Source organism: Allobosea sp. GW822-FHT03F07, assembly GCF_058801345.1.
In genome coordinates this window covers 1608520-1621623 of the sequence record NZ_JBXAND010000001.1, presented here as the reverse complement: position 1 = coordinate 1621623, position 13104 = coordinate 1608520, and the positions used below count along the sequence as shown (strand labels likewise).

At 63.9% G+C, this 13104-nt stretch carries 14 protein-coding genes and 1 pseudogene; 9 read left to right on the top strand and 6 right to left on the bottom strand.

The genetic code is table 11. The annotated features are described in order from the left end of the window. Positions 1-18 precede the first annotated feature (18 nt). A complete protein-coding gene (locus AC1RMY_RS07760; protein ID WP_492863370.1) occupies positions 19-831 on the bottom strand; it encodes an NAD(P)H-dependent oxidoreductase in 813 nt (270 codons plus the stop codon). Positions 832-925: 94 nt separating this feature from the next. Here AC1RMY_RS07760 and AC1RMY_RS07755 point away from each other — a divergent pair, with 94 nt between their 5' ends. From AC1RMY_RS07755 to AC1RMY_RS07725, 7 genes and pseudogenes are all read left to right on the top strand, one after another. After that, on the top strand, positions 926-1846 hold the full coding sequence (locus tag AC1RMY_RS07755) for a LysR family transcriptional regulator (RefSeq protein ID WP_492863369.1): 921 nt from the start codon (positions 926-928) through the stop codon (positions 1844-1846). Positions 1847-2155: 309 nt separating this feature from the next. Further along, positions 2156-3073 (top strand): branched-chain amino acid ABC transporter permease, encoded by a 918-nt coding sequence (locus tag AC1RMY_RS07750; protein ID WP_492863368.1) that lies wholly within the window; start codon positions 2156-2158, stop codon positions 3071-3073. A 4-nt stretch (positions 3074-3077) separates the two neighbouring features. Next, positions 3078-4472 carry a high-affinity branched-chain amino acid ABC transporter permease LivM gene (livM, locus tag AC1RMY_RS07745; RefSeq protein ID WP_492863367.1) on the top strand — a complete coding sequence of 465 codons (1395 nt, stop codon included), beginning with the start codon at positions 3078-3080 and terminating at the stop codon, positions 4470-4472. Next, positions 4472-5308, top strand: a pseudogene (locus tag AC1RMY_RS07740) (ABC transporter ATP-binding protein); the annotation flags it as partial. The gene livM and the pseudogene AC1RMY_RS07740, both read left to right, overlap by 1 nt. Before the next feature lie 14 nt (positions 5309-5322). Continuing rightward, positions 5323-6090, top strand: a complete 768-nt coding sequence (locus tag AC1RMY_RS07735; RefSeq protein ID WP_492863366.1) for an ABC transporter ATP-binding protein — start codon at positions 5323-5325, stop codon at positions 6088-6090. 1 nt (position 6091) lies between these two features. After that, complete coding sequence (locus tag AC1RMY_RS07730; protein ID WP_492863365.1) at positions 6092-6457, top strand: DUF6867 family protein; 366 nt, start codon at positions 6092-6094, stop codon at positions 6455-6457. A gap of 138 nt (positions 6458-6595) precedes the next feature. Beyond that, positions 6596-7711, top strand: a complete 1116-nt coding sequence (locus AC1RMY_RS07725) for a branched-chain amino acid ABC transporter substrate-binding protein (RefSeq protein ID WP_492863364.1) — start codon at positions 6596-6598, stop codon at positions 7709-7711. Positions 7712-7839: 128 nt separating this feature from the next. Here AC1RMY_RS07725 and AC1RMY_RS07720 read toward each other — a convergent pair whose 3' ends face one another. Continuing rightward, positions 7840-8280 carry a GNAT family N-acetyltransferase gene (locus tag AC1RMY_RS07720; RefSeq protein ID WP_492863363.1) on the bottom strand — a complete coding sequence of 147 codons (441 nt, stop codon included), beginning with the start codon at positions 8278-8280 and terminating at the stop codon, positions 7840-7842. A gap of 51 nt (positions 8281-8331) precedes the next feature. Beyond that, on the bottom strand, positions 8332-8856 hold the full coding sequence (locus AC1RMY_RS07715; RefSeq protein ID WP_492863362.1) for a hypothetical protein: 525 nt from the start codon (positions 8854-8856) through the stop codon (positions 8332-8334). Between the two features lie 241 nt (positions 8857-9097). Between AC1RMY_RS07715 and AC1RMY_RS07710 the strand changes: the two genes are divergently transcribed. Next, entirely contained in the window at positions 9098-9601 is a 504-nt protein-coding gene (locus tag AC1RMY_RS07710; protein WP_492863361.1) for a hypothetical protein, read from the top strand. A 725-nt stretch (positions 9602-10326) separates the two neighbouring features. Here AC1RMY_RS07710 and AC1RMY_RS07705 read toward each other — a convergent pair. Continuing rightward, positions 10327-10779, bottom strand: a complete 453-nt coding sequence (locus AC1RMY_RS07705; protein WP_492863360.1) for a universal stress protein — start codon at positions 10777-10779, stop codon at positions 10327-10329. Positions 10780-10929: 150 nt separating this feature from the next. Here AC1RMY_RS07705 and AC1RMY_RS07700 point away from each other — a divergent pair, with 150 nt between their 5' ends. Then, positions 10930-11169 (top strand): hypothetical protein, encoded by a 240-nt coding sequence (locus tag AC1RMY_RS07700; protein ID WP_492863359.1) that lies wholly within the window; start codon positions 10930-10932, stop codon positions 11167-11169. On the opposite strand, the gene AC1RMY_RS07695 is transcribed toward AC1RMY_RS07700, so the two are convergent. Together AC1RMY_RS07695 and purB are read right to left on the bottom strand one after the other, a co-directional pair. Beyond that, entirely contained in the window at positions 11126-11707 is a 582-nt protein-coding gene (locus tag AC1RMY_RS07695) for an RBBP9/YdeN family alpha/beta hydrolase (RefSeq protein ID WP_492863358.1), read from the bottom strand. The two genes, AC1RMY_RS07700 and AC1RMY_RS07695, sit on opposite strands and share 44 nt — an antisense overlap. A 39-nt stretch (positions 11708-11746) precedes the next feature. Continuing rightward, positions 11747-13054 carry an adenylosuccinate lyase gene (gene purB / locus AC1RMY_RS07690; protein ID WP_492863357.1) on the bottom strand — a complete coding sequence of 436 codons (1308 nt, stop codon included), beginning with the start codon at positions 13052-13054 and terminating at the stop codon, positions 11747-11749. Positions 13055-13104: the final 50 nt, after the last annotated feature.

Below are 13104 nucleotides of genomic sequence, written 5' to 3'. Positions count from 1 at the left end.
AGGACCCGACAGGCCGCGTCACTTCGTCTTGGGTGCCGCGCCAGCTTCCGTTCCATTGAGATGCAGCGTGAAGCCGGCAGCACCGGGATCGTTCAGACCGGGGCGTAGCTGCATGCTGGGGATCAAATAGTCGCCGCCATTCTGCTGCCGATAGGGAATGGGTGGGGTGGTCGCGAGCGTCCGCATCCTCTCGCGCAGACGCTTGGCTGTCGCCTCGAAACCGGCCTCGTCGAGGCGATCGACTCTGTAGGCGACGAAGGACGGAAGCACGTCGTAGCCCGGGTAATACAGGATGCCGTGATTGATCGGGAACAGCAGGTCGTCGATCGGCCCGTTGATCCCGCGGGCGGCATAGTGTTCCTCCCAGCCGCCGGCGGTCACGATCAGCATCGCCCGCTTGCCCATCAGAACTCCTTCGCCATAGCGGTCGCCCCAGCGCCTGTCGCTGTGCTCGCCGACGCCATAGGCGAAGCCGTAGGCGAACACGCGGTCGACCCAGCCCTTGAGGATGGCCGGCATGGTGAACCACCAGAGCGGGAACTGGAGGATCAGGGCATCGGCCCACAGGAGTTTCTCGATCTCGGCTCTAACGTCTTCGGTCAGCGCATTGGCCTCGAACTCCTTCTTCGAGGCCGCGACGGGCACCAACCGCGCATCCGGCGTGAGCGAGGGAAAGTCGGCGCGATCGACCTCGGATTTCCAGCGCTCAGCATAGAGATCCGACACCCGCACCTCGTGACCTTCGGCCTCGAGTTCCTGGATGGCGACATCGCGCAGAGCCCCATTGAGCGAGCGGGGTTCGGGATGGGCGAAGACGAGGAGGATTTTCATGGACAGCTATTCCGCGTTGGACACTCGACCTCCCAGCTAGGCAATGCGGAATCCATCCGCTACACAACGGCAATGCATAAGATTTTGCCGATTAATGGATAAATCAGATATCACGCTCGATCGCATGCGCAGCTTCGTCCGCGTCGCCGAACGCGGCAACCTGTCGGCGGTCGCGCGGGAACTCGGCCTCGGGCAGTCGACCGTCACGCGGCAATTGCAGGAACTCGAAGAGGCCGTCGGCGTGCCGTTGCTCAGCAGGACCACGCGGCGCGTCACGATGACCGACGAGGGCAGCCGCTACTATGGCAACTGCGTCCAGATTCTTCGCCTCGTCGAGCAGGCCGGCGCCGAGGCGCGAGGTAGGCGCGACGCCCCTGCCGGCACGATCCGGATCTCCTGCACGGCCGCCTTGGGCGTGCTGCATGTCAGCCGTCTGATTTTCGCCTTTCAGGACCGCTATCCTGATATCGGGGTCGACCTCAGCCTCACCGACGAGCGCGTCGATCTTGTTCGCGAGGGCAGCGATCTCGCGCTGCGCCTGGGCCCGCTCGGTGACAGCTCGATGAAGCTGAGAGCGCTGGGACGGAGCCGGCGCCTGCTCGTCGCTGCGCCGGACTATCTGGCAAAGCGAGGACGACCGGCTTTCCCCGAGGAACTCTCCGCCCATGAGGGCATCCGGATGTCGAACGTGGCGGGTAGCGACACGCTCGCCCTGCAAGGCCCGGGCAGCGAACGCTACACAGTACCCTTCATAGGCCGTTTGCGGATCGACCATGGGCTGGCCGCACGCGAGGCTCTCATCGCCGGGCGCGGCATCGCGCCGGCCCATCGCTGGCTCGTGGACGATCTCGTCACTGCGGGCCGGCTCGAAGCGATCCTGCCGGACTACTCCCTGCCTTCCATCCCGCTCAGCATGCTGATCGTCCCGGAGCGCGCCGGAATCGCCCGGGTCCGGCTACTGATCGACTTCCTCTCCGAAGAGATCGCCCGCCTGCCAGGAATCGATCAATCGTGACCGTAGCGGAGGATCACCCACCACGCCCGCACCCCCGAGAGCTGCATCCGCATCGCACGGCTCATGGTCGAGGTCACGGTCGCGCCTGCCCCAAACACAATCATCTTGCGCGAAATCACCGCGACACCGCAAAGAGTGCTGCCCATTTCCGAGGCAGTTCACAGCAGATTGCTTTTGACAGTTTTATGGCCCGGCGCGATTGTCGAAAGCGTTGGGCATTGGTAGCTCTGCATGGTGATCGCATCCCGCATGCGTCGGCGTCATGCCGACGAAGAGAACGGGAGCGGATTCGAGGGGTCTGCGTCGTCGATGGAAGTATTCCTGCAGCAGCTCATCAACGGGCTGACCCTGGGGTCGATCTACGGCCTCATCGCCATCGGCTATACGATGGTTTTCGGCATCATCGGCATGGTGAACTTCGCCCATGGCGATATCTTCATGCTCTCGGCCTTCATCGCGCTGATCTTCTTCATGCTGATCGCCTCCTGGTTCGGGGCCGGCCTGATCGTCGTCGCACTGATCGTCGTGCTGGCGCTGGCGATGTTCTTCACCTCGCTGTGGAACTGGGCCATCGAACGCGTCGCCTACCGGCCACTGCGGGGCTCCTTCCGCCTCGCCCCGCTGATCTCTGCGATCGGCATGTCGATCTTCCTGATGAACTTCGTCCAGGTCGTGCAGGGCCCGCGCAACAAGTCGGTCGCGCCGATGCTGAACAAGTCGATCACGCTCATCGAGAGCGCGACCTATTCGGTCCAGATCTCCTACAAGCAGATCGTCATCATCGTGACGACCGCGATCCTGCTCGCGGCATTCTGGTACATCGTCCAGAAGACGCCGCTCGGCCGGGCCCAGCGCGCCTGCGAGCAGGACCGCAAGATGGCCGCCCTCCTCGGCATCGACGTCGATCGCACGATCTCGATCACCTTCGTGATGGGCGCCGCGCTCGCAGCGGTCGCCGGCGTCATGTACCTCGTCCTCTACGGCGTGGTCTCGTTCCATGACGGCTTCGTGCCCGGCGTGAAGGCCTTCACCGCGGCCGTCCTAGGCGGCATCGGCTCGCTGCCCGGCGCCGTGATCGGCGGGCTGCTGATCGGGCTGATCGAGGTGATGTGGTCGGCCTATTTCACCATCGACTACAAGGACGTCGCCGCCTTCTGCATCCTGGCGATCGTCCTCGTCTTCATGCCCTCGGGCATCCTCGGCCGCCCCGAAGTCGAGAAGGTCTGAAGCGATGAACAGGCCTGCCCCCTCCGCCACGCTCTCGACGCCCGCAGCCCGCCCCGATCTCAAGGCCGCCGTGAAGGAGGCGGGTTTCGCCGCCTTGGTCACGCTCGGCCTGTGCATCCCGATCATCGCCTGGGGCACGCGCCAGAACATGGACAATGTCCTGGTGCTCGATCCGCGCTGGGATGCGGTCGCCTGGGCGGTGGCCATCGTCTTCGTCGGGCGTCTCCTCGTCGTCCTGCGCCAGCAGACCAGGTCGGAGCGCAAATCGCTGGTGCGCTTCCTGCCGCACGGCACCTTCGCCTTCTTCCAGCGCCATTCGCGCAGCTTCTCGCTGTTCGGGCTGGGCTTCCTCGTCACCTTCCCGATCATCGCGATCAATCTGGCGGGCTGGGGCGGCGCGCTGAAATGGATCGACAATTTCGGCGTCCAGATCCTGATCTACGTCATGCTTGGCTGGGGGCTGAACATCGTTGTCGGCCTCGCCGGCCTGCTCGATCTCGGCTATGTCGCCTTCTACGCGGTCGGTGCCTATTCCTACGCGCTTCTCGCCAAGAATTTCGGCCTGTCCTTCTGGATCCTGCTGCCGCTCTCGGGAATCCTCGCCGCCTTCTGGGGCATGCTGCTCGGCTTCCCCGTCCTGCGCCTGCGCGGCGACTATCTCGCGATCGTGACGCTGGCCTTCGGCGAGATCATCCGCCTCGTCCTGATCAACTGGGTCGACTTCTCCGGCGGCTATGCCGGCATCTCCGGCATCCCCCGCCCGACCTTCTTCGGCATTCCCTTCAACGCCAGCGACACCGGCTTCGCCGCCGTGTTCGGATTGGAATTCTCGCCGCTCTACCGCACGATCTTCCTCTACTACCTGATCCTCGGGTTGGCGCTGCTCACCGCGTTCGTCACCCTGCGCCTGCGCCGCCTGCCGGTCGGACGGGCCTGGGAGGCGCTGCGCGAGGACGAGATCGCCTGCCGCTCGCTCGGCATCAACACCACCTCGACGAAGCTGACCGCCTTTGCGATCGGCGCCATGTTCGGCGGCGTCGCCGGCGCGTTCTTCTCGGCGCGCCAGGGGTTCATCTCGCCTGAATCGTTCGTCTTCATGGAATCGGCGATCATCCTCGCCATCGTCGTGCTCGGCGGCATGGGCTCGCTCTGGGGCTGCGCCATCGCCGCCATCGCGATGATCGGCGGCACCGAGTTGCTGCGTGAACTGGAATGGCTCAAGGCCATCTTCGGCAACGACTTCGACCCGACGAAGTACCGCATGCTGATCTTCGGCCTCGCCATGGTCGTCATCATGATCTGGAAGCCGCGCGGCCTGATCTCGACGCGCGAACCGACGGCATTCCTCAAGGAGAAGAAGGCGATCTCCGCCGACATGGTCCAGGAAGGGCACGGCTGATGACGACCGCTCCCCTCCACGACAGGCCCCTGCTCCGCGCCGAGCACGTCACCATGCGCTTCGGCGGCCTGACCGCCGTCAACGACCTCTCCTTCGAGGCGCGCAAGGGCGACATCACGGCGCTGATCGGCCCCAACGGCGCCGGCAAGACCACGGTGTTCAACTGCATCACCGGCTTCTACAAGCCGACCGAGGGCATGATCACGCTGACGCAGGATTCCGGCGCCAGCTACCTGCTCGAGCGCATGCCCGACTTCAGGATCAGCTGGCACGCCAAGGTCGCCCGCACCTTCCAGAACATCCGCCTCTTCGGCGGCATGACCGTGTTGGAGAACCTGCTGATCGCACAGCATAATCCGCTGATGATCGCCTCGGGGTACACCTTCCTCGGCGTGCTCGGCATCGGCGGCTACAAGGCCCGCGAGAAGGAAGCGATCGAGAAGGCCAAGTTCTGGCTGGAAAAGATCAACCTGATCGACCGCGCCGACGACCCCGCCGCCGACCTGCCCTATGGCGACCAGCGCCGGCTCGAGATCGCACGCGCCATGTGCACCGACCCCGTCCTGCTCTGCCTCGACGAGCCGGCCGCAGGCCTCAACCCGCGCGAAAGTCACGACCTCAACACGCTGCTGCTCTCGATCCGCAAGGACATCGGCACGGCGCTGCTCTTGATCGAGCACGACATGTCGGTGGTGATGGAAATCTCGGACCATGTCGTGGTGCTCGACTACGGCACCAAGATCGCCGACGGCACGCCGGCGGAAGTCCAGGCCGATCCGAAGGTGATCGCAGCCTATCTCGGCGTCGACGACGAAGAGGTCGCGGCCGTCGAAGAGGAGGTCGGAATCGCGTGACCGAGGCCCAACTGCAAACCCAAGCCACGGCGCAGGCGCAAGCCCCCGCGCTCCTCGCCGTCCGCGGCGTCAAGACCTATTACGGCAAGATCATCGCGCTGAAGGGGGTCGACATCGACGTCCGCGAAGGCGAGATCGTCACCATGATCGGCGCCAACGGCGCCGGCAAATCCACCCTGATGATGACGATCTTCGGCAACCCGCAGGCGCGCGAGGGCACGATCACCTATGAGGGGCAGGACATCACCAAGATGCCGAGCCACCAGATCGCGCGCCTGGGGATAGCGCAGTCGCCGGAGGGAAGGCGCATCTTCCCGCGCATGACCGTCTTCGAGAACCTGCAGATGGGCGCAGCCGTCCGCGACCTCGCCCATTTCGACGAGGACCTCGAGAAGATCTGCGCGCTGTTCCCGCGCATCAAGGAGCGCCTGCAGCAACGCGGCGGCACGCTGTCAGGCGGCGAGCAGCAGATGGTCGCGATCGCCCGCGCGTTGATGGCGCGGCCGAAGCTGCTGCTGCTCGACGAGCCCTCGCTCGGCCTCGCCCCGCTGATCGTCAAGCAGATCTTCGAGGCCATCCGGGAGTTGAACCGGGCGCAGGGGCTGACGGTCTTCCTGGTCGAGCAGAACGCCTTCCATGCGCTCAAGCTTGCCCATCGCGGCTATGTCATGGTCAACGGCGTCATCACCATGAGCGGCACCGGCCAGGAACTCCTGTCCAATCCGCAGGTGCGCGCCGCCTATCTCGAAGGCGGGAGGCACTGACATGCAGGGCATCCTCTACGAAGAACCGACGGTCTGGCTGTTCCTGCTGGTCAGCGTGGTGATGGGGGGGTGGCTCGCCTGGATGGCGGGGCGCGCCATCGCCAAGACCTGGCGCCCGACCTGGCAACTGGTCCTCTACATGCTGGTGCTGGGCCTGTTCGTCCGCTTCATCCATTTCGCCCTGTTCGAGGCGACGCTGCTGACGCTGCACTACTACATCGTCGACGTCCTCGTGCTGATGGCGTTCGGCTTTGCGGGCTGGCGCTACAACCTCGCGAAGCAGATGACGACGCAGTACCGCTGGCTCTACGAGCGCACCGGGCCGTTCACCTGGAAGGCGCGGGAAGGCAGCGAAAACCCCGTCTAAAGGATCAAAACCCATTAAGAGCTTGTCACGTGACACCCGCCTGAAAACGCGCAAGACTGCGGTTCACGGCGGCAGCACGCGCCGAGACGGGCGGATAATTCAGCCCGTTCATAGTCAAATGCAGGGGAGTCTCATCTCATGAAGAAACTGCTGTTGAGCAGCATCGCGCTCGGCGCGGTCCTCGCCTTCGCCGGCGCGGCCAACGCCCAGATCAAGTTCGGCGTCGCCGGGCCGATCACCGGCCCCAACGCCGCCTTCGGCGCGCAATTGAAGAACGGGACGGAGCAGGCCGTCGAGGACATCAACGCCGCCGGCGGCATCCTCGGCCAGAAGATCACGCTCTCGGTCGGCGACGACGTCTCCGATCCCAAGCAGGGTGTCTCCGTCGCCAACAAGTTCGTCGGCGACGGCGTCAAGTTCGTGGTCGGCCACTTCAACTCCGGCGTCACCATGCCGGCGTCGGAAGTCTATGCCGAGAACGGCATCCTCGCGATCTCCCCTTCGGCGACCAACCCGAAGATCACCGAGCGCGGCCTCTGGAACGTCTTCCGCACCTGCGGCCGCGACGACCAGCAGGGCGAGGTCGCGGCGGCCTACATCGCGAAGAACTTCAAGGACAAGAAGATCGCCGTCATCCACGACAAGACCACCTATGGCCAGGGCCTCGCCGACGAGACCCGCAAGGGCCTGACCAAGGCCGGCATCAAGGACGTGCTCTATGAGGGCGTGAACGCCGGCGAGAAGGACTTCTCGGCGCTCATCTCCAAGATCAAGTCGGTCGGCGCCGACTTCGTCTACTGGGGCGGTCTGCACACCGAAGGCGGCCTGATCGTGCGCCAGATGCGCGACCAGGGCGTCAAGGCCGTGCTGATCTCCGGCGACGGCATCACCACCGACGAGTTCGCCACGATCGGCGGCCCCGGCGTCGAAGGCACGCTGATGACCTTCCCGCCGGACCCGCAGAAGCGTCCGGAAGCTGCCGGCGTCGTGAAGAAGTTCGAAGCGAAGAACTTCAAGCCCGAGGCCTACACCCTCTACAGCTACGCCGCCGTTCAGGTCATCGCCGAGGGCGCCAAGCGCGCCAACTCGCTCGATCCCAAGAAGGTCGCCGAGGCGCTCCGCGGCGGCCAGCCGGTCAAGACTGTCATCGGCGATCTCGCCTTCGACAAGAAGGGCGACATCACCCGCCCCGACTACACCATATACACCTGGAAGAAGGGCGCGGACGGCAAGATCACCTATGTCGAGAATTGATCTCGGCGGCTGATCGCCTCAGCGCGTGAAACGAGACCGCCCCGGTGTAAACCGGGGCGGTTTTTGTTTTTCGTGAGGAGAAGGAACGCCTACAGACCGCCGCGGCGGTCGCTATGGGTTGCGAGCGGTCATTCCTCGCGCCACGCATAGAGGACATCCGGCTCGCGCTCTTCGTTGCGCGACCCGTCTGTTTGCTCGGCGATTACAAACCCCCTGTTCTCATAGAAGCTTCTGGCTGCGTCGTTCTTCTGAAAGGTCCAGAGTTGGATTTCGGAAAAGCGAGCCTGAGCCACCGCTAACAATGCACCTCCTATGCCGCGCCCCTGATAGGCCGGGAGCACGTAAAGCTGATCAATCCAGTTCTCTCGAAATGCGATGAAGCCGATTAGATCGTCGCCATCAAAGGAACCCCACACCTCGCATTCGTCGAAGACGACGTTGGCGAAGTAGGCTCGGTCCTCATGAGGCGTGTGCAAACCCGCCAACCACGGCAGGCGATCGTCGAAGCTGGCTCGGTGCACTCGGGCCGTAGCTTCTGCATCGGAAGGGGCCAATCGTCTCGTTGCCATGCGATCGCGTATCAACTCGGCGGGAGGTCTGCAACGGGTCGGAAGCCGACCTTAGCGCATCCAGTCGATTGACCCGCGAGCGTCGCGTTCAGCCGCCTCTGCGGAAGCAAAGAGCCCTGACGGACCTTGGCCGGCGTCTGCCCACCATGACCATGCGCCATTCTCGTCGTTCTCGTGCTGGAGAACCCTGTGCTCGTAGCCGTAGAGGCCATCGCGACGCAGTAGCACCCAAAGGCAACGCAAGCCGTCCGGGCTCACCACCTGCTTGACGAGAACGTCGGAATTGCGCTGATCCGCCTCCCGCAAACCGAGCAGAGCACGAGCAGTCCGCGTTGCTCTTGCGGGGTGTGGAGACAGGCACATCATATCCGCCTCGATCCGCAACAGATGGGCCGCGATCTCAGCCTCAAAAGCCGTCAGGCCGCGCACCAGAGGGATTAGGCCCGGCACATAACTATCGTACTCATCATCGGGCAACTCCTCACCGAGCCCTATCGGGTCCCATGTGTCGCGCAGAACGCGTCTAACGTGCTCGCGAAGCCTGTTGTCGTTAGAGGCCATCGGCAGTGTGCTCATCGTACCGGGCACACCACCATTGATTGGCGATGTCTGCAACGGTGAAAGCTGACGCCGATCTGGTAGGTTCCTGCGGCAATCGGGGGAAGCGACGATGGGGCGGGGCGTTAGGGCTTCGACACTTTCAGAAGTGTCGGAATTATCGGATCAAGAACTGGGCCAGCAAATCGCTTGGGCGCGCGCTCGACTCATTTACGTTTCGAACGGCGCACTCCGAAAGGCGACCGAGAAGCGACTACGCATGCTAGAGCAAATGCAAAAAAGTCGGGAGGAGAGCGCTCTCCCTCCGCCTCGACCGATCATCCCAACGGAGTATCGACGAGAAGTCTGGAAATCGACCGGATATCCGCTAGGCGCAGAGCTAATTTCGCAAGCGCTGCACGATGTCCCCCAGTATGAACATCTCAAGCTTCGTTTTGGGGAGTTTGACGATTGGTCCGAGAAAGCCGGGCGACCTCTGCGAGTGCTTCTGGCCGAGTTCCGTGGTCACCGGGGCAATACCTACTTCGGCCCATTGTCCCGTCCTTGGGATTGGCACATCGAGGTTCGCGCCGTTCCTCGAGCCATCAAGGGCTCGATAAAATCCGCTTTGTCAGAAGAAGGATTGCCACGTCTCAGACTGTGGCTTCTGGACATTGGAGCGTTGGAGGGCCGTGAAGGCAGCGCGAGCATCGAATTCAGTTTCAGCGATGAAGGACAACTTGACGCCCATGCAGAGAACCGGCTGCTGCCCAAACGGCCGTGATTAAGCATTCTCCCGACCTCGCGCACGGTCTGCTCAAGTGCCTGCAACGGGTCGGAAGCGGAACTCACAGGCGCCACGCCGCTTGGAACGCGCAGGTCTGGCTCGCGAACAGGAACCAAAGCGGCAAACCGATTCGCCCGCCCCCGAACAATGACAGCCTCGCCAAGCGTCCGCGTGTTTGTTGTAGGAGCTCCTGGTCCTGCTCTGACAGCGCAGAGGGTTTTCTCCAGATCTGCAGCGTTCGATGCAGTCCAATCAGTGCTAACACGGGCGAGCCATCGAAGACCGAACTGTCCTGCGCTTGGAGCCGCGCCTCCCGCAATATGCGCGCTGCGAACTTGACGTACAGCGCTCCGCTCCCGACGAAAAAGAGGAAAGAGCCAAAGTTGGCCCAACCGTCGGAAATGCAAGCTGACATCACATGGCCTCATCACGCCGAATGAGGAATTTGGCTGCATACCAAGAGGTCGGCAATGGGTCGAGAGCTGGCTTGAGCGCCCAACCGAACGAACGCTCGATTGTGCCACGCCCCGTCATGCTCGGGCTTGTCCCGAGCATCCATTTCCTGAGAACAGCCTTCGGCCAGCGGAGACGTGGATGGTCGCCACAAGGGCGACCATGACGGGTAGCGGTCGCGGGGGAAATGCATTCCGAGCAATGCAAATTTGCTCGGATATGCACCCGAGCCCATCAGCCGCTCGCTACCCCCGTCTCCGCAATAGACGCTACACGACCACCAGGACGGGTACGGGACTGCTGGCGAGCACCTCGGCGGTCTGGCTGCCGAGCAGAAGGCGACGGAGCCCGCGTCTTCCATGTGATGCCATGACGATGAGGCTGCACTGGCGGGTATTGGCAATCTCGACGATGGCCTCGGCCGGGTGAGCCTGGGGAACATGAACGGTCTCGGCATCGAGGCCGAGCCTCTCCGCTGCAGCGCTGACATCGGCCAGTATCTTCTGGGCAGCTTGCGCCTGGCCAGCCTCATACTCCCCCGTATCCATCGGCGGCGACGCCCACCCGGCGCTGGCCGCGGCGCCGGCGTAGATCGGAAACGGCTCCGTGACGGTGACGATGGTGACCTTGGCGCCGACGCTCTTGGCCAGGCTCAGGCCATGCTCCACGCCCTTCTGGGCAAATTCCGATCCGTCCGTCGGTATGAGAATGAACTTGTACATTGTCCGACCTGCTCCCTGCTTTGCCGCAGTCGTAGAATAGGTCTGGCCGGGTTGGGGTCTCCCGGAACAGCGGGCGAGTTGATTTGACGCAAATGCGAATTCTCCCATCGGGAGTATAATTCACGGATGCTCCATCGTCCGGAGGTCGCCATGAAGACGACGATCAAGCACGGGCCGGATTCCTGTCGGTCGGACCCGCCCGCCTTCACCATCGAGACGGATGAAGACTACGCACTCGCGATCCACCGCATCAAGGCGCTCTCGGTTCAGGATGGAAGCAGCTTCAGAGAGTTGATGGCGCTCAAGGACGCGGTCCGCGTCTGGGAGACCGACCATCCAGCCAGCCTCAGCCCTGAATCCGTTTCTGAGGAACCGCCGTCAAGCTCCTGAGAAAGCCGCCGAAACGCAGCAGCCCGTCCGGCCAGGGGCCATGCCCGGATTCAGCGTTGATATGGCCGCTTTCGCCCGCGTCGACGAACTCGGAGCCCCAGATCTGCGCCAGTTCCTTCGCCTCCTCGGGCGTGCAGTAGGGATCGTTGGTGCTGGCGATCAGCACGCTGCGGAACGGCAGGATCTCGCGCCGGTGCGGAATGAAGTCGGCCGCCATGCCGGGGATCGCGCCCTTGGCCCGTTCGGACGCCGGCGCCACCAGAAAGGCCCCGGCTACCTCGCCCGGATGCAGATGCTCGGCCGCATGCGCGACCGCGCTGACGCCCGCCGAATGCGCGACGAGCACCACTGGCCGCGTCGAGGCCCGCACCGCCTGCACGATGCGCTCGGACCAGAGATGCCGCGAAGGCTTGTACCAGTCCTCCTGCTCGACAACCCGCGCCGTGGTGAGCTTCGCCACCCAGCGGCTCTGCCAGTGATCGGGCCCGGAACCGGACCAGCCGGGAATGATGAGGATGTCGGTGTCGGAGGATTTCATCAGGCGTAGATAGCCCTGCCGCCGCCGAAGTCCAGCCCGTCAGCTCTCCCCGAACACCCGCGCAAAGATCGTGTCGACATGCTTGAAGTGATAGCCTTCGTCGAACATCGCCCCGAGCTCGGCATCCGACAGCCGGGCGGTGACGTCCCTGTCCTTCTTGAGGTTGGTCAGGAAGTCCTCGCCATGCTCCCAGGTGCGCATCGCATTGCGCTGGACGAGTGTATAGCTCTCCTCGCGGCTGGCTCCGGCCTGGGTCAAGGCCAGCAGGACGCGCTGCGAATTGTGCAGGCCGCCGAGCCTGTCGAGGTTCTTGCGCATGTTCTGCGGGTAGATCAGCAGCTTGTCGACGACGCCGGTGAGCCGCGCCAGCGCGAAATCGAGCGTCACGGTCGCGTCGGGGCCGATCATGCGCTCGACCGAGGAATGCGAGATGTCGCGCTCGTGCCAGAGCGCGACGTTCTCCAGCGCCGGCACGACCATGCCGCGCACGAGGCGGGCGAGGCCGGTCAGGTTCTCGGTCAGGACGGGGTTGCGCTTATGCGGCATCGCCGACGAACCCTTCTGGCCCGGCGAGAAGAACTCCTCGGCCTCATAGACCTCGGTGCGCTGCAAGTGCCGGATCTCGGTCGCCAGCCGCTCGATCGAGGAGGCGACGACGCCGAGCGTGGCGAAATACATCGCATGCCGGTCGCGCGGGATGACCTGCGTCGAAACCGGCTCGACGGTGAGCCCCATCTTCTCCGCGACATAGGCTTCGACGCGCGGATCGATATTGGCGAAGGTGCCGACCGCGCCCGAAATCGCACAGGTCGCGATCTCGGCGCGGGCCGCAATGAGGCGGGCGCGGCAGCGGTCGAACTCGGCATAGGCCTGGGCGAGCTTGAGCCCGAAGGTCACCGGCTCGGCATGGATGCCGTGCGAGCGGCCGATCGTCGGGGTGAGCTTGTGCTCGAAGGCCCGGCGCTTGATGGCCGCCAGCAGCGCATCGACATCGGCGATGAGGATGTCGGTGGCACGGGCGAGTTGGACCGAAAGCGTCGTGTCGAGAATGTCCGACGAGGTCATGCCCTGATGGACGAAGCGCGCCTCGGGGCCGACGATCTCGGCCAGATGCGTCAGGAAGGCGATGACGTCGTGCTTGGTGACGCGCTCGATCTCGTCGATCCGCGCGACATCGAAGGTCGCGTCCTTGGCCTTGGCCCAGATCGTCGCGGCAGCCTCCTTCGGCACGACGCCGAGCTCGGCCAGCTTGTCGGTGGCATGCGCCTCGATTTCGAACCAGATCCGGAATCGCGTCTGCGGCTCCCAGATGGCGACCATTTCAGGGCGGGAATAGCGCGGGATCATCGTCTCGTCCTTGTCACCACATGAGCCCTCGTTCTGAGGAGCGCTCCTTC